19 protein-coding genes and 1 tRNA gene are annotated in these 22963 nt (G+C 60.0%); 12 read left to right on the forward strand and 8 right to left on the reverse strand.

The genetic code is table 11. From position 1 onward, the window contains the following. Positions 1–2: 2 nt before the first annotated feature. The 5 genes from AC1DK3_RS07540 to AC1DK3_RS07560 are packed head-to-tail and all read left to right on the forward strand — an operon-like array spanning position 3 to position 6223. Positions 3–1883: a (Fe-S)-binding protein gene (locus tag AC1DK3_RS07540; protein WP_477191621.1), complete on the forward strand. Its 1881-nt coding sequence runs from the start codon at positions 3–5 to the stop codon at positions 1881–1883. Further along, on the forward strand, positions 1880–3013 hold the full coding sequence (locus AC1DK3_RS07545) for an electron transfer flavoprotein subunit alpha/FixB family protein (protein ID WP_477191622.1): 1134 nt from the start codon (positions 1880–1882) through the stop codon (positions 3011–3013). The genes AC1DK3_RS07540 and AC1DK3_RS07545 overlap by 4 nt, the downstream gene beginning before the upstream one ends. Next, positions 3010–3795 carry a hypothetical protein gene (locus tag AC1DK3_RS07550; RefSeq protein WP_477191623.1) on the forward strand — a complete coding sequence of 262 codons (786 nt, stop codon included), beginning with the start codon at positions 3010–3012 and terminating at the stop codon, positions 3793–3795. Before AC1DK3_RS07545 ends, AC1DK3_RS07550 begins: the two co-directional genes overlap by 4 nt. A 25-nt stretch (positions 3796–3820) precedes the next feature. Then, complete coding sequence (locus AC1DK3_RS07555) at positions 3821–5101, forward strand: aromatic ring-hydroxylating oxygenase subunit alpha (protein ID WP_477191624.1); 1281 nt, start codon at positions 3821–3823, stop codon at positions 5099–5101. 6 nt (positions 5102–5107) lie between these two features. After that, positions 5108–6223 (forward strand): FAD-binding oxidoreductase, encoded by a 1116-nt coding sequence (locus AC1DK3_RS07560; protein WP_477191625.1) that lies wholly within the window; start codon positions 5108–5110, stop codon positions 6221–6223. Positions 6224–6233: 10 nt separating this feature from the next. On the opposite strand, the gene choV is transcribed toward AC1DK3_RS07560, so the two are convergent. The 4 genes from choV to AC1DK3_RS07580 form a co-directional block, all read right to left on the reverse strand. Beyond that, positions 6234–7424: a choline ABC transporter ATP-binding protein gene (choV, locus tag AC1DK3_RS07565; protein ID WP_477191626.1), complete on the reverse strand. Its 1191-nt coding sequence runs from the start codon at positions 7422–7424 to the stop codon at positions 6234–6236. Beyond that, the gene (choW, locus tag AC1DK3_RS07570; RefSeq protein WP_477191627.1) at positions 7421–8275 is read right to left on the reverse strand and encodes a choline ABC transporter permease subunit; all 855 of its coding nucleotides are present in this window, start codon (positions 8273–8275) and stop codon (positions 7421–7423) included. The genes choV and choW overlap by 4 nt, the downstream gene beginning before the upstream one ends. A 91-nt stretch (positions 8276–8366) precedes the next feature. Then, positions 8367–9296: a choline ABC transporter substrate-binding protein gene (gene choX / locus AC1DK3_RS07575; RefSeq protein ID WP_477191628.1), complete on the reverse strand. Its 930-nt coding sequence runs from the start codon at positions 9294–9296 to the stop codon at positions 8367–8369. 272 nt (positions 9297–9568) lie between these two features. Next, positions 9569–10564, reverse strand: coding sequence for a GlxA family transcriptional regulator (locus AC1DK3_RS07580; RefSeq protein ID WP_477191629.1), 996 nt, complete (start codon positions 10562–10564; stop codon positions 9569–9571). Between the two features lie 420 nt (positions 10565–10984). Here AC1DK3_RS07580 and betB point away from each other — a divergent pair, with 420 nt between their 5' ends. The 4 genes from betB to ku all read left to right on the forward strand — a co-directional run bounded on the left by betB (position 10985) and on the right by ku (position 15473). Next, a complete protein-coding gene (gene betB / locus AC1DK3_RS07585) occupies positions 10985–12445 on the forward strand; it encodes a betaine-aldehyde dehydrogenase (protein ID WP_477191630.1) in 1461 nt (486 codons plus the stop codon). Between the two features lie 46 nt (positions 12446–12491). Next, a complete protein-coding gene (gene betA / locus AC1DK3_RS07590) occupies positions 12492–14153 on the forward strand; it encodes a choline dehydrogenase (protein ID WP_477191631.1) in 1662 nt (553 codons plus the stop codon). 111 nt (positions 14154–14264) lie between these two features. Next, positions 14265–14459 carry a hypothetical protein gene (locus tag AC1DK3_RS07595; protein WP_477191632.1) on the forward strand — a complete coding sequence of 65 codons (195 nt, stop codon included), beginning with the start codon at positions 14265–14267 and terminating at the stop codon, positions 14457–14459. A gap of 108 nt (positions 14460–14567) precedes the next feature. Further along, positions 14568–15473 (forward strand): non-homologous end joining protein Ku, encoded by a 906-nt coding sequence (gene ku, locus AC1DK3_RS07600; RefSeq protein WP_477191633.1) that lies wholly within the window; start codon positions 14568–14570, stop codon positions 15471–15473. 240 nt (positions 15474–15713) lie between these two features. Here the strand turns inward: ku and ligD (AC1DK3_RS07605) are convergent, their stop codons facing one another. The 3 genes from ligD (AC1DK3_RS07605) to AC1DK3_RS07615 form a co-directional block, all read right to left on the reverse strand. Beyond that, a complete protein-coding gene (gene ligD, locus AC1DK3_RS07605) occupies positions 15714–16784 on the reverse strand; it encodes a non-homologous end-joining DNA ligase (protein WP_477191634.1) in 1071 nt (356 codons plus the stop codon). Between the two features lie 4 nt (positions 16785–16788). Beyond that, a complete protein-coding gene (gene ligD, locus AC1DK3_RS07610) occupies positions 16789–18471 on the reverse strand; it encodes a non-homologous end-joining DNA ligase (RefSeq protein WP_477191635.1) in 1683 nt (560 codons plus the stop codon). A gap of 243 nt (positions 18472–18714) precedes the next feature. Beyond that, positions 18715–18942, reverse strand: coding sequence for a hypothetical protein (locus tag AC1DK3_RS07615; RefSeq protein ID WP_477191636.1), 228 nt, complete (start codon positions 18940–18942; stop codon positions 18715–18717). Between the two features lie 518 nt (positions 18943–19460). On the opposite strand from AC1DK3_RS07615, the gene AC1DK3_RS07620 reads away from it, so the two are divergent. Then, entirely contained in the window at positions 19461–19943 is a 483-nt protein-coding gene (locus AC1DK3_RS07620; protein WP_477191637.1) for a hypothetical protein, read from the forward strand. 70 nt (positions 19944–20013) lie between these two features. Here AC1DK3_RS07620 and AC1DK3_RS07625 read toward each other — a convergent pair whose 3' ends face one another. Beyond that, entirely contained in the window at positions 20014–20340 is a 327-nt protein-coding gene (locus AC1DK3_RS07625) for a hypothetical protein (RefSeq protein ID WP_477191638.1), read from the reverse strand. A 358-nt stretch (positions 20341–20698) separates the two neighbouring features. Here AC1DK3_RS07625 and AC1DK3_RS07630 point away from each other — a divergent pair. Both AC1DK3_RS07630 and AC1DK3_RS07635 read left to right on the forward strand, forming a co-directional pair. After that, positions 20699–20774 (forward strand) — tRNA-Arg (locus tag AC1DK3_RS07630). A gap of 207 nt (positions 20775–20981) precedes the next feature. Beyond that, the gene (locus AC1DK3_RS07635; protein WP_477191639.1) at positions 20982–22949 is read left to right on the forward strand and encodes a L,D-transpeptidase family protein; all 1968 of its coding nucleotides are present in this window, start codon (positions 20982–20984) and stop codon (positions 22947–22949) included. The last annotated feature ends 14 nt before the right edge of the window (positions 22950–22963 follow it).

Raw genomic sequence — 22963 nt, forward strand, 5'->3', positions numbered from 1 at the left:
TCGTGTCCGTCGCGGTTGCCGTCACGGTACTCTTTTGGGTGTCTGTCGCGACGCTGGCGATAGGTCTGGCGCGCCGGGCGAGGCTGTGGCGAACGGGCCGGGAAGCCACCGTCGAATGGACGGGCCTCTTGGCTGTTCCCAAACGGTACTTCGTCGATCTGCATCATGTCGTCGCCCGCGATCCTTACATCGCGAACACGCATATCGCGACGGCAGGCGGTGCATTTGCAGCCCTGGTACTCGTGGCGATCAACTACGGCCTCGGACTTTATACGCCGGTATTGGACTGGGCCATTCTGCTCGCCGGAACCGTCATGCTGACCGGCATATATTTTGTCTGGATGAGGCGGCGTCATCCGCCTCTGCGGCTGTCCGGCGGCGCTTGGAACAGGTTGCCTTACACATTAGCCGCGTTCGCGCTCGGGCTTGCTCTTCTGACGTTGATCCCATCTCAGACGCTGTCCGCTGGAATAGCGATCGCTGCACTCGCGCTTCTGCTTGCCGGATCGGCAGAACTTGCGCTCGGCATCGGTGCGGGCGGTCCGATGAAGCACGCGGTTGCAGGGCTGCTGCATCTCGCATTCCATCCCCGGCCCGAGCGCTTCGCGGGCTTGCGATCGACCGCGCTCTTACCGCTGGCATTGAACGATCACGATTTTGGAGCGCGTAAGCCGTCTGATTTTCTATGGACGGAGCTCTTGAGTTTCGACGCGTGCGTGGAATGCGGAAAATGTGAGCAGTCCTGTCCGGCCTTTGCGGCGGGCCAGCCGCTCAATCCAAAAAAGCTCATTCAAGATCTCGTCGCCGGGCTATCGGGCGCGAGCGACGTAGCGTACGCAGGCAGACCATATCCGGGCATTCCGATCGGATCGCATCGCGGGTCGCTTGCCGAGGCGATTGTTCCGAAGCTCATAGAAGCCGAGACGGTGTGGTCCTGCACGACATGCCGGGCATGTGTCGAAGAGTGCCCGATGCTGATTGAGCACGTCGATGCGATTGTCGGTATGCGCCGCAGCCTCAATCTCACGCAGGGCGAGGTGCCCGGATCCGCGCCCGAAATGTTGAGTAATTTGCGCGAGACCGAAACTCAGGGAGGCCACGCGAGAGCGGCGCGATACAACTGGGCCGTCGATCTCGATGTGCGCACGGCCGAACCGGGCCAACCCGTCGATCTGTTGCTCGTCGCAGGCGAAGGCGCATTCGACATGCGCTATCAGCGAACCCTCAGAGCGCTCGTCAAACTTCTGAAGGCTGGGAGAGTTGACTTCGCCGTCCTCGGCGAGCGCGAATGCGATACCGGCGACACCGCGCGCCGTCTCGGCGATGAGGCGACGTTTCAGTCTTTGGCAAAGCGGAATATCGAAACGTTTGCGTCGCTCGATTTCAAACGCATCGTCACGTCCGACCCGCATGTGCTGCACAGCTTGCGCAACGAATATCCGGCGCTCGGCGGAAAATATGCCGTCATTCATCACACGGCGCTTTTGGCCGAGCTGGCCGAGCGAGGAAAGCTGCAGTTCGCAAAATCGCCCGAGGCGAGGGCGCTGACCTATCACGATCCCTGCTATCTCGGCCGCTATAACGGCGAGACGGAGGCCCCTCGTGATCTCTTGCGAAAGCTCGGCATTGAAGTGCGCGAAATGCAGCGCTCAGGTCTGCGCGGCAGATGCTGTGGAGGCGGAGGCGGCGCGCCGCTGACTGATATTCCGGGCAAGCAACGCATTCCCGACATTCGAATGGCGGATGCACGCGATGTCGGTGCCGAAGTCATCGCCGTCGCATGCCCACAATGCACCGCCATGCTGGAAGGCGTCGCCGGCGCGCGCGCCGAAGTGCTCGATATTGCCGAACTTGCCGCAGCCTCGCTGGAGGCTCGTGCATGAGCGACGTGAAACGCATCAATCCGCGCCGCTCCTATCGCATGTCGCCAACGGGGTTGCGCCGTATCGTGCTGGGAGAAATCGCACCCGGTGATCCGCACATTGGCGTGACAGCACATGAGAGGCAGCAGGTTAAACCGTTGCGCACGCGCGAGCCGGCAACGCGCTGGCATATGGCCGTCGCCCATTCCCATCGCGGCCGCCTCGACGATCACGCGCGCGAAGCTATAGCCGCTGCGAGCATCCTTGCATCGGCGGACACGGGCGTCGTGGCGCTGATCCTCGGCGAACTTCATGAGAACGTGGGAGAACTCGGCGCAGATAAGATTGTCGTTGTTCCAGACCTCGACCCCAGCCGATTTCAGCCGCAACGAGAAGAGGCGGTTGTTCAGACGCTGTTGGATGAGTTCAAGCCCGCGCACATCTTCATGCCCGACAACATGTCTGGAGATGGCGACCTCGGTCGTCGTTTGATCGCCAACAACGAAGCCTTCGCAGCAACGCACGTGATCGAATTGGACGCGCGACACGTCTCGGTGGGCTGGCCCGGAGGCGCAGCAATCGCGAAAGCGCCGTTGCCGCGTTTCGTGCTCCTCGCACCAGGTGCGGTGGACGCGAAGCTGCCGTTCGCCGGCGCCGGTGAGCTTTTACCGGCTCCGAAACTGCCGAGCATAGCCGAGGCTTACCGCGACCTCGGGCTTGAGCCGACGGAGACCGCAGACATTGCACTCGAAGAAGCGGACTTCATCGTCTCCGCCGGGAACGGCGTAGAGAACGTCGAGACGCTCGGCACGCTCGCTCGCACGCTCGGCGCTGCGATCGGCGCGAGCCGCGTCGCAGTCGATGAAGGCAAATTCTCGCGAGACAAGCAAATCGGCGCATCTGGAAAATCGGTGAGCGCGACGACCTATTTCGCAATCGGTATTTCAGGAGCGGTTCAGCATCTGCAAGGCATCAAGGGCTGCCGTCACGTCATCGCCATCAATCGCGACGGCGGTGCGCCCATCGTGAAGCGCGCCGACCTCACCGTCATCGGCGACGCCGAGGAACTCATGCAGGCGCTGATCATGCGGGTATCGCAAGCGCGCGAGCAGGGTGAAATTCCGAGGTTGAAGCCCGAGGTCGACGGATGAGTAATGCCTTCACAGTCGCGGCTCTCATATCGGCCGGCCAGCATCCGGTGAGCGGAGCGCCGCGAGCTTGCCGCGGTGATGCTGTTGCGATGGCATTGGGTCGCCGAATAGCCGGTGATGGCCTTCGTGTCGTGCACGCCGGTGCCGCGCAAGAACCATCGCTTCAGGACTATCTGGCGCTTGGCGCAGGCACGATTGAGGCATTGCCGCTCGATCGCAGCGACGATGCCGTCGCGGCGCTCGCCGCTCACCTGAAGAATGTCGATATCATCCTGACGGGTAGCAACGCGGAGTCGGGCGCTGGCAGCGGGCTGTTGCCGTATGCGCTGGCACGGGCTCTCGCGCGCCCTGTCGTGGCCAACGTCCTCGACGCGCGCGTTCATAAAACTAGAGACGAGGCCTTGGACGTCGAAATTCGCCAGTTCTTGCCGAAGGGACAACGGCGGCGGATCGGTTGCGCTCTGCCGCTCGTGATTGCCGTTCATCCGCTCGCGCCGGTTCAACTCAAATATGCATATGCCCGGCGCGTCTCCGGCCACATCGAACGGTTTCCGGAAACGCCCACAGACATTTCCGTCGTTCAGCCCGCTTGGACCGTAGAAACGGCGTCACGCCGTCCCGTTCGGCTCAAGGCGCGGGAAACAAAGTCCGGACACGCGCGCATGCAGGCGGCCGTCGTCGCCGAGGCGAAAGGTGGCATTGTCGCTTTTGAAGGCTCAACCGTCGATAAAGCACAAGTGATGCTGAACTATCTGAGAGAACATCGGCTCATCGATTTCTAGCATGCCCGTGCGAAGGGAGGATCACATGCAAATATCCAACGAACTGCGGGCGATGATCGGACGCCGCCGGCCGGGGTATAGCCTCGAAGCGCCGTTCTATCGGGACAAAGAGGTGTTCGACCTCGATATGGACGTCATTTTTGGGCGCCACTGGATCTATGCCGGTGTTGAACCGGACATTCCGGAACCCGGAGATTATTTCACGGTTCCGCTGGGTCGCGCGTCGGTCGTCGTGGTGCGCGACGACGATATGACGATCCGCGCTTTTCATAACGTTTGCCGCCATCGCGGCGCACGCCTCTGCGACGGCGACAAAGGCAGCGTCGGCAACGTCGTTTGTCCCTATCATCAGTGGACATATGATCTGACGGGCAAGCTCATTCACACCGAGCACATGGGCGACGAATTCGATCGCAGCCAATTCAGCCTGAAGACGGTGCATGTCGGGAATGTTGCGGGCCTCCTGTTCATATGCCTCGCCGACGAGCCGCCAGCCGATTTCGAACAGATGCGCCGGGAAATGGAGCCCTATATTCTCCCGCATCGGATCAGCGACTGCAAAATCGCGTACGAGGAAGATCTCATCGAGAACGGCAATTGGAAGTTCACGATGGAGAACAATCGCGAATGCTACCATTGCAAGGCGAACCATCCCGAGCTCACTGTCTCGCTCTACGAATTTGGCTTTGGCTACCAGCCGTCCCCGGAAAATGCCGATGAGGTCCAGGCGTTCCGAGAGTTGATAGAACGCGAGCACACGCGGTGGGAATCGTGCGGACTTCCCTCCGTCGAACTCGAATTCCTCGATAGTCGCGCCACGGCCTTCCGTACCGAGCGTCTGCCGCTCGATAAGGCCGGTGAATCGCAAACCATGAACAGCAAAGTCGCATGCCAGAAATTGCTGGGTGATCTCACGCAACGCAATCTCGGCGGATTGTCGTTCTGGACCCAGCCGAATTCCTGGCATCACTTCATGAGCGATCATATCGTGACCTTCAGCGTGCTGCCGATCGATCCCGAGCGCACGCTACTCAGGACGAAGTGGCTCGTTCACAAGGATGCGGTCGAAGGCCGGGACTACGATCCGAAGGAGCTGAGCGAAGTGTGGCATGCAACTAACAAGCAGGACGGGTCGCTTGTTGAGCGCACGCAAATCGGTTCGCAAAGTGCAGCCTACCAGCCCGGACCGTATTCGCCCTACACGGAGGAGCTGGTGGAAAAATTCATGTCCTGGTACTTCAAGCGGCTCCGTACGGAAACGGGGCAGGAATCCGCAATCGTCAGCCCATTTGCAGCGAGCGCCTGATCGATCATGAGTGATAAGGGGCGGCCGAGCCGCCTGGGGCCGGAACTTTGGGACGCGACGCCCGGCAAGTGGAACGCCGATGAGGACGATACGCTCGTGTGCGCGCACGTGCGCCAGGAGACGCACGACGTCAAGAGCTTCCTGTTCCGCACGCTGTCGCCGCGTCTCTTCCGCTTCCGGCCCGGCCAGTTCATCACGCTCGAACTCGAGATCGATGGCGCGGTGATCAATCGCTGCTACACGATCTCTTCGCCGCCGACGCGACCCGACACGCTGTCGATTACGGTGAAGCGCCAGCCAGGCGGCAAGGTCTCGAACTGGCTGCATGACAATTTGAAACCGGGCGCGAAGATAAAGGCGCTCGGACCCTCGGGCGACTTCAGTTGCACGCTGCATTCAGCCCCGAAATACCTGTTCCTTTCGGGTGGCTCCGGCGTGACGCCGTTGATGTCGATGGCGCGCACACTCTACGAACTCGGCGAGGATCACGATGTGGTCTTCGTCCACAGCGCGCGATCGCCACGCGATATCATTTTTCGCCACGAGCTGGCGATGATGGCCCACGGCACGAGCCACTTCAGAACGGCGTTCGTCTGCGAGCAGCAGGGCGAAGCGCGTGACTGGAGCGCACCGACAGGCTATCTCACGTTGCCGCTTCTGAAGTCGATCGTCCCGGATCTGGCTGAACGCAAGGTCTTCTGCTGTGGGCCGGAAGCTTACATGGCGAACGTACGCGCGATGCTGCGAGACGCCGCTTTCGATATGGCGCACTACCACGAAGAAAGCTTCTCGTTCGAACGCCAAGGCGTGCCGCTGATCGAAGCCGGCGCCGCAGCAGCGGGAGCGGAAGCGCCGGCTGCCAGCTTCAAGATAGAATTCACGCGATCGGGTCGCACGATCGATTGCCGGCCCGACCAGTTTATTCTCGATGCGGCGCGAGCCGCCGGAATGCGGCTTCCGTTTTCCTGCAGCAAGGGCGTGTGCGGCACCTGCAAAAGCAAGAAGCTCTCCGGTCAAGTAGAGATGAAGCACGGCGGCGGAATTCGCCAGCGCGAGATCGACGCCGGGATGATCCTGATTTGCTGCAGCAAGCCGCTCGAGAACATCACGATCGAAAAGTAATCCGCGCTCATCAGTCCTTGCGTCGCAAGATAGCCTGCAGGACGTCGCGAATGCCGATGGCGCCGACGAAGCGATCCTCGTCGTCGAACAGTGCGACGGGCGCGGTGCCCGACTTGTGCATGGCGAGAATGACTGTTTTCAGGCTCGTGCCGGGCCTCGCCCAATAAACGGGCGAAGAGTCTTCGCCGACGTGCTTTTCGCACTCGCCGCATGTCACCCAGGCTGCTTGGCGACCGTCACACTCCGCCGCCTGCACTTTGCCCCCGGCATCGATTTGGAATCGCGTGGTCTTTCGCCGGTCGAGCCAGATCCAGTCATCGGCCGTACGCTCGAGGTCCCGCATGTCGCGCATGACGTTCCATGCGGTCAGCACCGACAACGGATTAACATTGGCAATGAAATCGCGGACGTAATCGTCGGCAGGTTGCAGCACGATCTCTTCCGGCGAGCCCGACTGCACGATCCGCCCGCCTTCCATGATGGTGATGCGATTGCCGATCTTGAGCGCTTCCTCGAGGTCGTGACTGACGAAAATGATCGTCTTCTTGATCGACTTCTGCAATTGCAGGAGTTCGTCTTGCAGCTTGGTGCGGATGAGGGGATCGAGCGCCGAAAACGGCTCGTCCATCAACAGGATCGGGGCGTCCGTCGCGAATGCGCGGGCGAGGCCGACGCGCTGCTGCATACCGCCCGAAAGCTCATGCACATACTTATCGGCCCACGTGTCGAGTCCGACCAGTTTGAGCTGACGGTCCACGCGCTCCGTGAGTTCCGCATGCGGCACGCCGGCGAGTTCGAGGCCGAGCCCCACGTTTTCCCGCACGGTCCGCCACGGCAGCAGCGCAAACTGCTGGAAGACCATCGCGACCTGCTTCTGCCGCATATGACGAAGCGTAGCGGCATCACACGAGGCGATGTCCACCATCCGGTCTCCGTCCTTCACCAGGACAGCGCCGCGCGACACCTTGTTGAGCCCGTTGACGGCGCGCAGCAATGTCGATTTGCCGGAGCCCGAAAGCCCCATCAGGACGGATATTTCGCCTTCATTCACGGTGAGATTGGCGCCGGCCGCGCCGAGCACGGCGCCGGTCTTGGCAAGGATTTGAGCGCGTGTCGCGCCCGCATCCACCATAGCCAACGTCTTCGGGATGTCCTTGCCGAATATGATATCGACGTTCTTGAAGTCGACCGCGATGTTCATTTTCGCACTCCCGCGTTAACGGAGAGCGCGCGATCGAGGATGATGGCGAGAATGACGAGCGCGAGACCCGCTTCGATGCCGAGCGGAATATTGCGGTTGGCGAGCGCCCTGTTGACCGGATTGCCGAGGCTCGGCGCGCCGATGAGTGTCGCAAAGACGACCATCGACAGCGAAAGCATGATGCACTGCGTCAGGCCGGCCATGATGGAGGGAAGGGCCGCTGGCAACTCCACCTTCCACAAGAGCTGCCGCTTCGTCGCGCCGAAACTTTCGCCGGCTTCGAGCATCGGCTTCGGAATGGATGTCAGGCCGAGATACGTCATGCGCACGGGCGCCGGCATGGCGAAGATGATCGTCACGATGAGTGCGGGCGCGGCTCCGAGCCCGAACAGAATGAGAATGGGAATGAGATAAACGAACGTCGGCATCGTCTGCATCAGGTCGAGAAGCGGCTGCGCCACCTTCCAGACCCTTGGGTTATGAGCAGCCCATATGCCGAGCGGCACGCCAATCGACATTGAGAGAGCCGTGGCCGCGACGACGAGAACCAATGTCTGGACCGTCTCTTTCCAAAGGCCCTGGTTCAGAATGAAAAGAAAGCCGAGGAGCACGCCGATTGCTAGCGGTTTGGATCGCCTTAGCCAGTAGGCGAACCCGGCGAGAGCGACGGCAAGAATGATCGGCGGGATTTGCAGAAGGAGCGCGGATGTCCCGTCGACGACCGTCCCGAGAATTCCCGAAATGGCATCGAACAGCCACTGGAAATAGTCCGTGACGAAATCGAATACGGACTTGCCGAGCTGGCCTATCGGAATTTTCCAGGCGGCGATCAGCTTCGATACGGGATCCATCGGCGCTCCCCCTGAGCTGAAGCTCATCCCCGCATCGGACGGTCGCTAGATGCGGCCGTCCGGACTTGTCGGGTGAATTTCGTTGATGATGCTATTTCGCGAGCGCGGCTGCAACGGCAGCCTTGGCGTCGCCCCCATCGACTGTCGTGACACCTTCAAGCCATGGCGTGGCGGCGTTGGGGTTGGCCTTTAGCCACGTGAGAGCGGTTGCCTTGGGGTCGGCGCCGTCCTTCAGAACCGGGCCCATCATCGCGCCTTCCATAGCGAGATTGAACTTGAGATTGCTGAGGAATTTACCGACGTTGGGACATTCCTTCTCGTAGCCCGCGCGCACGTTCGTGCTGACGGTCGCGGCGCCGAAGCCGCTGTCGCCCATGCCGTCGAGATAGGCGATCTTCATTTCGCCCATGACCGGATGCGGCGTCCACCCGAGAAACACGATCCACTCGTTCTTCTTCATCGCCTTTTCGGCTTGCGTCAGCATGCCGGCTTCCGAACTTTCGACGAGCTCGAAGCCTGCCAAGTTGTTTTCCGGTTTGGCGATCATGGCGCTGATGATGCGATTGCCGTCGTTGCCAGCTTCGATGCCGTAAATCTTGCCGCCGAATTTATCCTTATGCGCGCCGAGATCCTTCAGGCTCTTCACGCCCCCATCCGCCACGTACTGCGGAACGACCAGGCCATAACCAGCATCGCTCAAGTTGACGCCGATCGTCTCGACGGATTTGTCGTCCACATAGGCTTTGATGTCGGCCGTCATGCTCGGCATCCAATTGCCGAGGAATACGTCGATGTCTTTGTTCTTCAATGAAGCGTAGGTCACCGGAACCGACAGCGTTTTGACCTCAGGCTCGTAGCCGAGGGCTTCGAGAAGGTTCTGAGCGGTAGCGGTCGTGACCTGAATGTCAGTCCAGCCGACATCGGCGAAGCGGACTTTCTTGCAGCTCGCACTTTCTGCTGCGTGGGCCGTGGTTGCGGCCAGACCCAGGGCAAGGGCGACCCCCATCGCGATGCGTGTCATGACAACTCCTGTTGTTGGCGGGACCAGGTGTTACGGACAACAGACCCCCTGATCGGGATCGGAGCAACAGCCGGTGATCCTCCTGCGCTGGCAATCTGTTGAAGGCGTCACCCGAGATGGTAACCCCTGAAGCTAAGCACGGCCACTAGCCGTCGATTTCACAATTGCGACGCGATCTAGCGTTTACGCGCCTAACGGGATACTCCTTTCACTTTGAAAGTAGTTTCTGCACTGCCGGGTTTGAAAATCGCGGCCTCCCCAGAATGGCAAACTCAGATCGACGGCAGTCTCGCGCGGCTCGTTTCGCGTCGGAGCGCCGGCGAGGCGTTGAACTCCTGCGGCTCGGACTTCTGCGGCTGACGCTCGCTTCGCGGCGTGCGTCCGTAAAGGGCGCGATAGGACTTGCTGAAATGGCAGGTCGATTGGAAGCCGCAGGAAACGGAGATCTGCGTAATGGACATCTGCGACTGGAGAAGCAATTCGCGCGCGCGCCGTAGCCGAAGCTGCAGATAATATTTCGTCGGCGTCGTATCGAGCGTCTCCTGGAACATCCGCTGAACCTGACGCAAAGACAGTCCCGCCAGCTTGGCGAGTTCGACAGCGCTCAACGGCTCCTCGAAGTTGGCTTCCATGAGCGCCGCGATGTCGACCAGGGCGCCGTGGTTAAATCCGAGGCGTGCTGCCAACGGAATGTGCTGCCGGTCATAGCCATCTCGCACGCGCTCGAGAATGAATTGATTGGAGATCTCGGCGACTAGCGTCTTGCCGAAGCTGCTGCGCACGAGGGCGAGCATCATGTCGATGGGCGCTATTCCGCCCGTGCAGGTCATGCGATCGCGATCGATGACGAACAGTTCTTCCTGGAACTTTACCCGCGAGTGAAACTCGCGAAGTCCAGCCATATTTTCCCAATGGATCGTGCACTTGTAGCCGTCGAGAAGACCGGATTTCACGAGCGCATAAGTGCCGGTGCACAGCCCGCCGAGCACGACCCCGTCACGCGCGATGCGGCGGAGAAGATTGACGACCTTGTCGTTGACGAAGTTCGCGACGTTGGTGCCGCCGCAAACGAGCACCATGTCGAGGTCGTCCGCTGCATCGTAGGTGGCGGCGCTCGAATACGACATGCCGTTGCTCGACGGCACAGGCCGGCCATCGAGTGTAAGAATTGTCCAGGAGTAATGGGTTTGGCCGCTTAAGCGGTTGGCCATCCGAAGAACTTCGATCGCGCTTGAGACGGCGATCATGGTGTATTCGTCTAAAGTCAAGAACCCGATCCTGCGGATCGCGCTCAACTTTGCCGGAACTTCGTTCACGTCGCAAAAGCTCCCACGTCAAACGGGAAGGCTAGATTATGTCGTGATCGGTGCGTCTGGGGCTTGCCGCTCCCGGCATAAAACCAAGGCGACAAGGTTTGCGAGCGTAACCCCGATATCAAATAGTAGCACCAAGTCGCATTTTGACAAGTTCAGATAGCGCGTTCCGGACACATTCGGTCGACGCCGGTTGAGTTTACGTTCGTTGTCGCCGCCGAAGTCATTTGCGTCGTATCTGAGATAGCTCGGAAAAGGCACAGGCGGCATAGGAAAGAGCGCTTTGGGAAGCGGCGGAAACGTGCGCACTAATAGCTTTTACCATGGGCGAGAAAGACATCTCGCTCAGCTGAATTCCTAGGCAATTGAGTACTCATGGTGCACGTGCTGCAGAGCTACATCGGGGGCAGGTTCACCGCCTCCAAAGCCGCCGAGACTTTCGACAACACGAATCCCGCAACCGGGAAGCTGATCTCGCGAGTTGAAATCGCGCTTGAGCCGGAGGTCGATGCTGCACTGCGTTCGGCTGAGGAAGGATTAAAGCTTTGGTCCGCCATATCGGGCGCCGAGCGCGGTCGCATTCTGAATAAGGCCGCCCGCATATTACGCGACCGCAATAACGAGCTAGCTCGCCTCGAAGTCCAAGACACCGGCAAACCAATTCAGGAGGCGGAAGCTGTCGATGTCGTGAGCGGCGCCGATTGCATCGAATATTTCGCAGGCGTCGCCGGCTCATTGCGCGGCGAGCAGATCGCGCTGAATAACGCCTTTGTTTATACGCGCCGCGAACCCATCGGCATATGTGTCGGCATCGGCTCGTGGAATTATCCGATCCAGATCGCGTGCTGGAAATCGGCGCCCGCATTGGCCTGTGGCAACGCGATGATCTTCAAGACCTCCGAACTGACGCCGACGACATCCGCGAAGCTCGCCGAAATCTACACGGAGGCAGGCGTCCCCGATGGCGTCTTCAACGTCCTGCACGGCGACGCGCGGACGGGAACGCTTCTGACGACCGACCCGCGTGTCGCCAAGATCTCGCTGACGGGCTCTGTCGGAACGGCGAAGAAAATCCTCGCGGCAGCGGCAGCCTCCTTGAAGCGAACGACGATGGAACTGAGCGGCAAGTCGGCGCTGCTCGTCTTTCCGGATGCGGATCTGCGCCAGGCCGTATCGGCGGCGATGCTCGGCAATTTCTATACGCAGGGCGAAATCTGCACGAACTGCACCCGCGTCTACGTCCACGAGGACATTCACGATCGTTTCGTCGACATGGTCGTCGAGCGCACGAAGAAATTGCGCATCGGCGATCCTTTGGCGCCTGAGACGCAGGTCGGCGCCTTGATCTCGCAAGTGCACATGGATCGCGTCTTGGGCTTCGTCGCGGCGGGCCAGAAGGAGGGAGCGCGACTCCGCTACGGCGGGGAGCGCGTCGACGCGGACGAACTCGCCCGCGGGAATTTCGTACGTCCAGCCGTGTTTACCGAATGCACTGACGATATGAGCATCGTCCGCCAGGAGATCTTCGGACCGGTTATGTCGGTTCTGAAGTTCCGCGATGAAGATGACGTCGTCACCCGGGCGAACGCCACCCGCTATGGCTTGGCAGCCGGCGTCTTCACGCGTGACCTCTCGCGCGCGCATCGTGTTGCCGCCCGTCTCGAAGCCGGGATCTGCTGGATCAATAACTACAATGTGACTCCAGTCGAGATGCCGTTCGGCGGCATCAAGGAGTCGGGCTTTGGCCATGAAAACGGACAAGCCGCGATTGATCATTACACGCAGTTGAAGAGCGTTTACGTCGAACTCGGCGACGTCCAATGCCCCTATGAATGATAAGAATATTAGGCTCCACTCCTAAGACCTGGGGATCTGTCCAGAGATGAGCACCACCCAAGACTTCGATTATATCATCGTCGGCGCTGGATCCGCCGGATGCGTGCTCGCCAATCGTTTGACGGAAGATCAGGGTGTCCGCGTATTGGTTCTGGAGGCGGGGCCGCAGGACCACAGCATCTTCATTCACATGCCGTCCGCATTCGCCTATCCGCTGGCTGGCACCAAATATAACTGGTGGTACGAGTCGGAGCCGGAACCGTTTCTCGATAACCGGAAGATGTACTGTCCGCGCGGCCGCGTTGTCGGTGGTTCGTCATCGATCAACGGCATGATCTACATTCGCGGGCATGCCTTCGACTATGACGCGTGGGCGCGGCGTCAGGGTCTCCAAGACTGGAGCTATTTCGATTGCCTCCCATACTTCAAGAAATCCGAGACGCGGCTCAAAGGCGGTGATGCCTATCGCGGCAATTCTGGGCCGCTCTTCGTGACCACGGCACCGTGCACAAATCCATTGTACGACACGTTCATCAAGGCGGGCGCTGAGGCGGGCTATCCCGTCACCGACGATATGAACGGCCGCCAGCAGGAAGGCCTCGGCCGGATGGACATGACCGTCTACAAAGGACGGCGATGGAGTGCCGCGAAAGCTCACCTGCGCCCGGCGCAAAAGCGCGGAGGCGTCGAGGTCAAGGCGAAGTCTCTGGTCACGCGCATCCTCTTCGAAGGCAAGCGAGCGGTCGGCGTCGAATATAGCCGGGGTGGCCGTCTTCAGTCCGCCCGCGCCACGCGCGAAGTGATCGTCAGCGGCGGCGCGATCAATTCACCGCAAATTTTGATGCTGTCGGGCATCGGCAATGCCGACGAGCTGAAGAAGCTCGGCATCCCGGTCGTGCAGCACGTGCCCGGCGTCGGCGAGAACCTGCAAGACCATATCGAAGCCTACGTACAATACGAATGCAAAGAGCCGGTCTCGATTTACAGCGCCAACAATCCGCTGGCGAAGCTGAAGATCGGCATCGAATGGATTTTGACGGGGAAGGGCCTCGGCGCGACCAACCATTTTGAATCGGGCGGCTTCATTCGCAGCGAGCCCGGAGTCCTGCACCCCGACCTGCAATATCATTTCTTCCCGATGGCGATCAGCTACGACGGGACCTCAGCCGCCAAGGGCCACGGTTTCCAGGCGCACATCGGACCAATGCGTCCGACGAGCAGCGGTTACGTGAAACTCAAATCTTCCGATCCGCGCCAGTACCCGCGCGTGCTCTTCAACTACATGCAGACGGAACAGGATCGCAAAGAAATGCGCGCGGGGATCCGCCTGACGCGCGAGATATTCTCTCAGAAAGCATTTGATCGTTATCGCGGTGATGAGCTGACGCCGGGCCCGGCGAGCACCAGCGACGCGGATATCGATGCATTCATTCGGGCGAAGGCGGAAAGCGCGTACCATCCATCCTGCTCCTGCCGGATGGGGACGGACGACATGGCGGTTGTCGACGGCAAAGCGCGGGTCCACGGCATCGAGGGCTTACGCGTCGTCGATGCCTCGATCATGCCCGACGTCGTGAGCGGCAATCTGAACGTCCCGACGATCATGATGGCTGAGAAGTTGGCCGATGTTATACGGGGCCGGGCGCCGCTGCCGCGCGAAGAAGTTCCGGTGTGGGTCAATCCCAACTACCAAACCAGCCAGCGTTAACAAATTTTTCCTGAAACGGCGAAACGGCTGGCGCATCGCTGGCCGAGTCACACGCGTTATGCTCTAGGATGAATGCCGGATTAAGCTTACCTCCCCGGCCGGAGATGCGTGATGAGATGGTTGCTGGTCGAGCGAAAGCCCGACGTCGTGTATGCGGGACGGCCCGACGTCTATCTGGGCTCGAACGGCGAGGAAACAGGCGATCCAGCCACGGCGCTGACGTTCCAGACGCGCGAAGCGGCGGAGGCCCACCGCCGGCACTTGAAGCACCCGTATGATTGGGTCGCGACGACCGCCGGGAGTTGACGCCTGTAACTCGCGACCAGGGAACCCCGAACGTTCCGACTGCGTTCCGACGGAAGCCCAAAGCGTGCTATCCTGTTACCGTGTACTGCGTTCTCGAGGAGTTTGACGATGGCAACCGCGCGGTCCTTCTGGAAAGGACATCTGCGCCTGGCGCTCGTTACCATTCCCATTCGGTTGGTTAGCGCGACCGCATCCGAAGACAAGATCGCCCTGCATCAGGTCGACAAGAAATCGAAGCAGCGTATTCGATACCAGAAAGTTGCGGGCGAAAGCGGCAAGGTCGTGCCGCAGTCCGACATCGTGCAGGGCTACGAGCTCGACGACGGCAACTACGTTCTCTTCGATGCGGATGAACTCGACAAGCTGAAGCTCTCGACGCGCCACACCGTCGAGCTGACCGAGTTCGTAGAAGCCTGCTCCATCGATCCGCTGTACTTCGACAACCCGTATTACGTGCTGCCCGATGGAGACGTCGCCGAGGAGGGATACCGCATCATCCGCGACGCGCTCCGGGCCACCAAGAAATACGGTGTCGGCCAGCTGACGCTGCGAGGCCGCGAGAACCTTATCGCGATGAAGCCTTGCGGCGACGGATTGATGATCGAAACGCTGCGCTACGCCAGTGAAGTGCGCGACGCCGACGAGATTTTCGACGGGATCGGCAATGAGAAGCTTCGTCCCGAGCTCGTCGACATGGCGAAACAGCTGATCGACGAGCGGACGCGAAAATTCAATCCGGCCGACTTCAAGAACCATTACGCCGAAGCGTTGCGCAAGCTCGTCAAGGAGAAGGTTGAGGGCGGCCTCTCGACCGAAGTTTCCGGTGGCGACGAACAGCCGTCAGGTGGAACGGTCATCGATTTCATGGAGGCTTTACGCCGCTCCACTGAAAAATCAGGATCGAAGCCGGCGGCGGCATCGAAAACCAAAACCGCAGCGTCCCGCCAAAAGCGCGAACCGGTGAAGCGCGCTCCTGCAAAGACGCCGAAGAAAAAATCGCGCGCACGCGGATAAAAAGACGGAATCCAACAGACTCGTGCTACTTTGTGTGCGTCGCGAAGTTCGCTGCTCGATCATATTATCGATGTCCATGAACGCCGCGTCTTATCAATAAATGTGAGTACACGAAGCGTTGTTGCCTGATTGCGTTGGCAATTTCAGGAGGTTTCCATGCACCCCATTTTTGCGCTCTGGATGTGGATGATGATGATCCCGCATTTCACCCAGCAGCTGTTTCTGCCGTTCTAGCCAGCTTCAACCGCTGATGGATTTGACGACGGGGCGGCGAACGTCGGTCGCGGGCTTGTCTTCACGCAGCCCCTTGAAGGCCGCGTGTCGCAGCAGGCCATCGGAGGTCCAAGCGCGATATTCGATTTGCGCAACAAGTGCGGGCGTAACCCACGTCACGTCTCGTCGCTGCAGGCTCGTGAGCGACGAGACGAAAGAAGGAGCATCGATGTGTAGCGGCTTCAACGTACGCATCAAACTGCTCGCGGTCTTGTTCGTGTATCCCGTGCCGACACGCCCCGCATAGATGAGCCGTTTCTTATCGTAATAGCCGACGACGAGCGCGCCGATCGCATTGGGTGCGGCCTTGGACTTGAGATATCCGAGGATGACGAATTCATCGACCTGGACACACTTCGATTTGAGCCAGTCGTCATGGCGGCCCGAGCGGTAGGGCCGGTCGATGCGTTTGGAAATGATGCCTTCGAGCCCGAGCTTGCAGGCATGCGCGAGCATCTGCGCTCCGTCCGCCGCAAGGTGATCGCTGTAGCGGATTTGTTCGGTCTTTGATTTGCCCGAAAAGAGCCTCTGCAACGCGGCTTTGCGATCACCGAGCTTGGCGTCGAGCAGGTTCATTCCGTCCAGATAGAGAAGGTCGAAGCAGTGCAGCACGAACTTTTCGCTGCGTCCGCTTTTGAGCGCGTCGGCGAGAGCTGAAAAACTCGAATGCCCTGAAGCGTCGTCGACGACGAGTTCTCCGTCGATGATCGCCGAGCCGTCGTGAAACGCGGCGAGAAGCTGCGGAAGTCTGCCGAAACGCTCAGTCCAGTCGAGGCCGTTCCGCGTCAGCATCCGCACCGACTGCTTCTCGATGCGCGCCTGAATGCGATAACCGTCGAACTTGATCTCGTGGACCCACTCGTCGCCCACCGGCGGCTTTGCAACAAGCGTTGCAAGACAAGGCGCGACGAAGTCCGGCATGGCCGATTTGATCGCGCCTGGAGTCTTCAGCGGGCGTGCAGCTGAGCGGCGCCTCTCGATTGCCGGCACAGTCGCGTGCTTCGATAGGCCCCGAGAAATGTTGGTCTTCGCGGTCACGCGCTCAGGATCCGACGAGCTTCTTGATCGCGCTTCTGAGCGAGCGATCCGACGAATCGTAATCCTCCCAGGCAGTCATCTTTTTGAGCAGCGAAGGGACGGTATGCACCGTAAAGCGCTTGGGATCAAGCCCTTGTTTGACCTGACGCCAGGTGAGCGGCATCGACACGGGAGCGCCCGGTCGCGCCCGCGGTGAGAGGGGCGCCACAGCCGTCGCCATGCGGTCGTTGCGAAAGTAATCGAGAAAAATCCGGCCCGTTCGAAGCTTCTTCGTCATCTTGATGAGATAGTCTTTCGGGCTGTCGGCCGCCATTTGTTGGCAAATGGCGCCAGCGAACATCTTCGCGTCAGCCCAGTTCGCAGCATCGCCGCGGTTTGTTTTGAGCGGGGTGACAACGTGAAGGCCTTTGCCGCCGGTCGTCTTGCAAAAGGCGACGAGACCGACCGTCTCGAGCCGTTCGCGAAGCTCAATGGCCGCACGCACGACACGATCAAATTCGACATCCGGCGCCGGGTCGAGATCGAAGACGAGGCGGCCTGCGATATCCGGCTCGAACTCCGCGCAATTCCAAGGATGAAACTCGAGCGCCGCGATCTGCCCAAGCGCGATCAACGCCGCTTCCGAGTTCACCTCGATATAAGGTTCGCGATCTCCCGAAATGCGAACGAGATCGATCTCGGGTGACATGCCCTTCATCGCATGGCGTTGAAAAAACGTTTGGCCGGTTATGCCGTCCGGCGCGCGGATCACCGAGCAGGGCCGACCCTTGATCTGCTCGAGCATCCACGCGCCGGCTGTTTCGAGATAATGCGCGAGATCGAGCTTCGTAACGGCGGCATCGTCATCAGCGGGCCACAGGACTTTCTCGGGATGAGAAATCGTAATTCCCAAAACGGCGTTCGCCGATGTGCTCACCGCAGCGGCCGCTGCCTTTTTCGGTTTCGCCGCTTTTCGAACCGGCGTTCGCTTGAGCGGTTTCGTCGAAGACGGATCAGGCTGTGGCTCGGGATCGTCGTTAGATGATTGATTGGAATTCCAAACGGCATTCGGGCTTGCAGCCGTCCGCCGCCGCGTGATGAAAGGCTCGGGGCCCTTGCCCTGTCCGGCCGCGATCTGCGCCATCGTGCGTTTCGACGCGACCGAGCGATCCTTCGCAAGTATCGCGTCGGCATCCCCAGAATGCGCGCCCTCATCGCGATGCTTGATGAGAAGCCAGTTGTTACGCTTCCCGCCGAAGCGGTCGTTCTTGATTTTGACGAGCACCCAGCTGCCTTTGAGTTTATCGCCGGCCAGGATGAATTTGAGCTCGCCCTTGCGCAGCTGTTCCTCGGGACTTTGATCGCCGACCGGTGCCCAGAACCCGCGGTCCCAAAGCATCACCGTTCCGCCGCCGTACTGTCCTTTGGGAATGGTCCCTTCGAAATCGCCGTAGTCGAGCGGATGGTCCTCGACTTCGACAGCGAGGCGTTTGTCTTTGGGATCGATGGAGGGACCGCGCGTCACCGCCCATGATTTGAATACGCCATCGAGTTCGAGACGAAGATCGTAGTGGAGATGCGAGGCGTCGTGCTTCTGGATCACGAAGCGCAGATACTTCGCCGGACGGACATTCTCGGTGCCGCTCGGCTCCGCGGTTTTGGTGAAATCACGCTTGGCGCGATACTCGGAAAGCTTTTTCTTTGCCATTCGAAGGCATCCCACCCGGTCAAGGTCGCCCGATGAAGGTCGGAATTCCGAGGTCGCAAATGTCGTTCAGGCTTGAGGCATCGAAGTCTTAAGTCTCCGGCGTCTCAAGTCAAAGCAAAGCCGCCGGAAGCGTAAAGCTCCCCAGCGGCCTGGGCACCTGGCTTAAAGGCGCCTGGCGCACGCTGGTGCATGCGCCTGGATGAGCAACGGTTGAGAAACGCAATTTGTTCCCAAACGCAGCCGTCACGCCCACGCCGTCATATCGCTATTCAGCAGCTGCATCTTCAGAAGATCGCGGTTGACGTCGTCATTGTGGATCGATGCCAGCACCTGCTTGGCCAACCAGTCCCGGCACTCCAGCCCGTGCGGTCCGCTTCGGACGCCGCTCGGAAGCGAAGTCCAAACTTCGTTCAATACGCTTTCAGCCAGCGCGAGGTCTTCAGGCCCAAAAACATTGTAAGCGACAGACATGTCAAACCATCCTCCGCGTAAAAGTCACTGTGCGCCGCTTCTCGTCTCCTGGAAATCCCTCAACTCAGATAAGCAAGCACCATGCTGTTACGGAACGGTTTATGTCGAACCGTGTTTTGCAGGCGTTTGATGAATACCTGCAACCGAGGAAGACACGATCGCCGTCGACGGCTGGCGCTATGAGTGGCTGTGTCCGGCCGCGGACCCGCAATTTGCCAGCCATTGAACAATCGCTTTGCCGTTACAATCGCTTTGAATGTGGGGCAAGACACACACCGAACCCCGCGAGTTCCAAGCCCGAGAGTTCCTAGAATGACGGCCTTAGTGAAGGCCGCGCCGGTCGCGACGAGCGACATGATCGACGCAGGGACGCCTAACTTCCTCCCAGAGCAATGTGCTAAGGTCGAACAGCTAGCCATCTCCGGTTAGTGCTGTCCGGAACTGCAGCATTTACCCACCCGTTATTACAATGGATGTCGTGGGGGCGTCCGTTTGAGAGAGACCTAGGAGCGTTCTAGATGAAGGTAAAAAGCGTTGCTGCGCTGGGAGCGATCCTGCTCCTCGCGCTGGGGACGACTGTCGCCGATGCGAGACACGGCAACGGCGGCGGTGGCGGCGGCGGAGGCGGAGGGGCCCGTTTCAGCGGCGGTGGCGGAGGTGGACCACACTTCAGTGGTGGAGGCGGCAATTACCGGAGCGGGAATTTTTCCGGGCGGGCATACCGCGCGGGTCCGAACTTCGGCGGTGGCAATTTCCGTGGCCACGGGCCGCGCGGTCCGCGGATGGGTGATCGCGGCTACCGGAATTTTTCCGGCAATTATTACGGAAACGGCGGCCGGCACCATCACCGCCGCGGACGGTTCATCGTCGGCTATCCCTACTATTCTTACGGCTATTACGACAACGGCTACTATGGCTACGATTGCGAATGGCTGTATCGCAGAGCCATCGAGACGGGCAGTCCGTATTGGTGGAGACGATATCAGAATTGCGACTACTGATTGTGCAGCGCTGAAGCTGATGAAGGTTCCGGGGCTTCCCGGAACCTTCAACGTATTACCCGAAGGAACATCACGGGCTAGAGGTGCCGGTTCCGGCTGGAGATGTCGGAGCGCGAGCGTCGGGATTGGAGCCCGCGGCGGGATCATTCGGCGTATTGGTCGAAGGACCCGGTTGAACATTTTCATTGGTCGTCGGATCTGCCGGAATGCCGGCCGGGCTCGATACGCCCGTGTCGCCGCTACTTGCGCCGTTCGACGGCGCGGGAGTTACCTGCTGAGTCTTGGTCTGCGGCGTTAGCGGCTGTCCGTTATTATCGTAGGTCGCCTGCGCCGTGGCACTGGCGGAGCCAGCGGCGAGCAGTCCGAGAGTCACGACAGCACCTTTAATAACCTTCATCTAAATCTCCTTTTCTTGTGGACGTTCCCCATGGCAAACGGCCTCTCGTCGCCGTTGGTTCCGCGCAAATAACGGGCGATCCATCGATGTTCATCGGGAGCGGCTAACCATCGCAACGAGGCAAGAGTTTCTTCGATCAATTCAATTCAATGTCACTCGCGGTTCGAGCACAGTGACGTCCAATCGCGACAATCCGGCCGGGGAACAGGGCGACCGAAACTACGAGTGGCCCCATTGGTTCCACTTATTCCGTTTTGCCGCCGCGCGGATTGTGCGATCATCCGCTGAGAATCGGGCTCTTGGTGATTTTTCGTCGCAAAGATCGAGACGGTTCTTCGGCCGAATGGCGTGGCGCAACGGTCCCGTGGCTCAATGGATAGAGCGTCGGAATTCGACTCCGAAGGTTGCAGGTTCGAGCCCTGCCGGGATCGCCACAAAATTCATCGCCACCAAATTCATCTCTAAAAAGCTTGATGCAGAAATGTGCATTCGATCGCGCGGTCGCGAGATTGCAAATTCAATCCGTCACCTACATTTAACCACGGACTGCATTTTCTCAAACTAACTCTAGCGATGAGTCGCGACTGCATTAGTTTGCCTTCCACCGGGGTCTTGAAACAGACAGTAGAGAGTACGTCGCAATGACCATGTCTCTCCGCCCCCCTCATCGTCCGGCACACAAAGGAAGGATCTTTGCGCTGAGCATCATCGGCGCAGTGCTCCATCCTTCACTGACGAGAGCGCAAGATGCCCCTGTTACGCCGCCGCAGGCGCCAGTCATTGAATCCCCGGGCGTCGAAACCCCGAGCCTCGAATCCAGTGTACCTCAGGAGCCGCTGACGGGTACCGCAGCCGTGATCTGCGCGAAACTCGCGACCAAACCCGCAGCACCGTTTGAAGAGAACGATAGCGCCGCCGTTTCGACGTTTTATCAGGCCCGGCAATGCCGGCCGTTGTGGGTCGATGAGCAGGGGCCGACGCGTGCGGCAACGCTTGTAATGGCAGAGCTGGGCCGGGCTGAGGACTGGGGTCTCAAGGCGTCGAACTTCGAACTCGCCGCCGTAAAGGAGCCGACGCTAGCCGGCAGCTGGACTCCGGAGCAGACGGCGCAGGCCGAACTCGAAATCAGCGCCGCTGCCTTGCGGTACGCTCACGAAGCCGAGGGCAGCCGCATTTCAGAGCCTGAAAAGCGCCTCTCCGGCTACTTGGATCGCGCCCCCGTCATCACCGATGCAGCGTCTGTACTTACGCGTTTGGCCGCCGCGCAGAACCCTGACGAGGCGTTGCGCGCGTTTCAACCGTCGCAGGATCAATTCCTCAAACTCAAGGCGCTTCTCGCACGGTTGCGGGGCCACACGCCCGCGACCGAGCCCGCTCGCTTCGATATCCCGCGGCGAGGCGCGACGCTCCAGTCCGGCGGGCGCGATGCCGATGTCGCAACGCTGAAGCAGAGATTTGGAATTGCCTCGGCTCCCGGATCTGAACAGCTGTTCGACGATCCGCTGGCGGCAGCCATCAAACAGTTCCAGGCATCGAAGTCACTTCACGCTGACGGCGTCGTCGGGCCGAGCACGCGAGCAAAGCTTTCCGGCGAAGACTTTGTAACGACTCCCGAGAAGATCGCGGCCGTGGTCGCCAACATGGAAGAGTGGCGGTGGATGCCGCGCCAGCTCGGCGCGACCCACGTCTTCGTCAACATTCCAGCGTTTTCGATCGTGCTCACCGACAACAACAAGCCCGTGTTCGAAGAGCGTGTCGTCGTCGGCACGCCGAGCACGCAGACGCCCGTGTTCTCTAAGGATATGACGAAGATCGTCCTGCGCCCAAGGTGGAACCTGCCGGACTCGATCAAGATGACGGCTCTGCGAACCGGCCGCTCGATCGAGCGGCAAGGCTACGTCGTCATGCACAACGGGCATGTGATCAACAGCAGCCGCGTGAACTGGTCGAAAGCCAAGCTCAGCAATTATATGATCTATCAGCCGTCGGGTGACGACAACGCGCTCGGCCTCGTCAAGCTGCTCTTTCCGAACAAGCACTCGGTTTATCTCCACGATACGCCCTCGCGATATCTCTTCAACGAACGCGTTCGCCTGTTCAGTCACGGCTGCATGCGCGTGCGAAATCCCCAGCAGTTCGCGCAACTCGTCTTCAATATCGACCGTGGACACTCGGGCCCGAACGTCGGGCAGCTCGTCAACAAAGGTCCCATGGACAATCAAATTGCCCTGAATACGCCCATCCCCGTCCATGTTGGATACTTTACGACCTGGGTCGCGAACGACGGCACGCCGCAGTTTTATGAAGACTACTACGGCCACCAGAAGCGCATCACGCTGGCGCTCGCAGGCAAGTGGAAAGACATCGACGTCACCCAGGAGCATGTGACACCCGAGACGCTCGAAACCTCCGCGGTCAAGAAGGTGCACTACCGCTCCGCACGAAGAGACGAAGACGACGACGGCGACCACAGGAGGCGTGGTGGCGGCAATGATCGCCGTGGCGGATACGGAAGATACGGCGGAGACATGGGACTGATGCGCTCCGGCCGAGGCTACTCGGACGGCAACGCGGTGGGCGATGTGATCCGCCGGGCGCTCGGATTCTGAGTTGAATTTTGAAC

The organism is Hyphomicrobium sp. 01T421, assembly GCF_056398805.1.

Bases quoted from the DNA above. Each gene is read 5' to 3' on its own strand.
- AC1DK3_RS07555 (WP_477191624.1), top strand. From the start codon at position 3,821: ATGCAAATATCCAACGAACTGCGGGCGATGATCGGACGCCGCCGGCCG.
- AC1DK3_RS07545 (WP_477191622.1), top strand. From the start codon at position 1,880: ATGAGCGACGTGAAACGCATCAATCCGCGCCGCTCCTATCGCATGTCG.
- choX (WP_477191628.1), bottom strand. From the start codon at position 9,296: ATGACACGCATCGCGATGGGGGTCGCCCTTGCCCTGGGTCTGGCCGCA.
- AC1DK3_RS07560 (WP_477191625.1), top strand. From the start codon at position 5,108: ATGAGTGATAAGGGGCGGCCGAGCCGCCTGGGGCCGGAACTTTGGGAC.
- AC1DK3_RS07550 (WP_477191623.1), top strand. From the start codon at position 3,010: ATGAGTAATGCCTTCACAGTCGCGGCTCTCATATCGGCCGGCCAGCAT.
- betB (WP_477191630.1), top strand. From the start codon at position 10,985: ATGGTGCACGTGCTGCAGAGCTACATCGGGGGCAGGTTCACCGCCTCC.
- AC1DK3_RS07635 (WP_477191639.1), top strand. From the start codon at position 20,982: ATGACCATGTCTCTCCGCCCCCCTCATCGTCCGGCACACAAAGGAAGG.
- AC1DK3_RS07595 (WP_477191632.1), top strand. From the start codon at position 14,265: ATGAGATGGTTGCTGGTCGAGCGAAAGCCCGACGTCGTGTATGCGGGA.
- ligD (WP_477191635.1), bottom strand. From the start codon at position 18,471: ATGGCAAAGAAAAAGCTTTCCGAGTATCGCGCCAAGCGTGATTTCACC.
- betA (WP_477191631.1), top strand. From the start codon at position 12,492: ATGAGCACCACCCAAGACTTCGATTATATCATCGTCGGCGCTGGATCC.
- choV (WP_477191626.1), bottom strand. From the start codon at position 7,424: ATGAACATCGCGGTCGACTTCAAGAACGTCGATATCATATTCGGCAAG.
- AC1DK3_RS07615 (WP_477191636.1), bottom strand. From the start codon at position 18,942: ATGTCTGTCGCTTACAATGTTTTTGGGCCTGAAGACCTCGCGCTGGCT.
- AC1DK3_RS07625 (WP_477191638.1), bottom strand. From the start codon at position 20,340: ATGAAGGTTATTAAAGGTGCTGTCGTGACTCTCGGACTGCTCGCCGCT.
- choW (WP_477191627.1), bottom strand. From the start codon at position 8,275: ATGGATCCCGTATCGAAGCTGATCGCCGCCTGGAAAATTCCGATAGGC.
- ku (WP_477191633.1), top strand. From the start codon at position 14,568: ATGGCAACCGCGCGGTCCTTCTGGAAAGGACATCTGCGCCTGGCGCTC.
- AC1DK3_RS07620 (WP_477191637.1), top strand. From the start codon at position 19,461: ATGAAGGTAAAAAGCGTTGCTGCGCTGGGAGCGATCCTGCTCCTCGCG.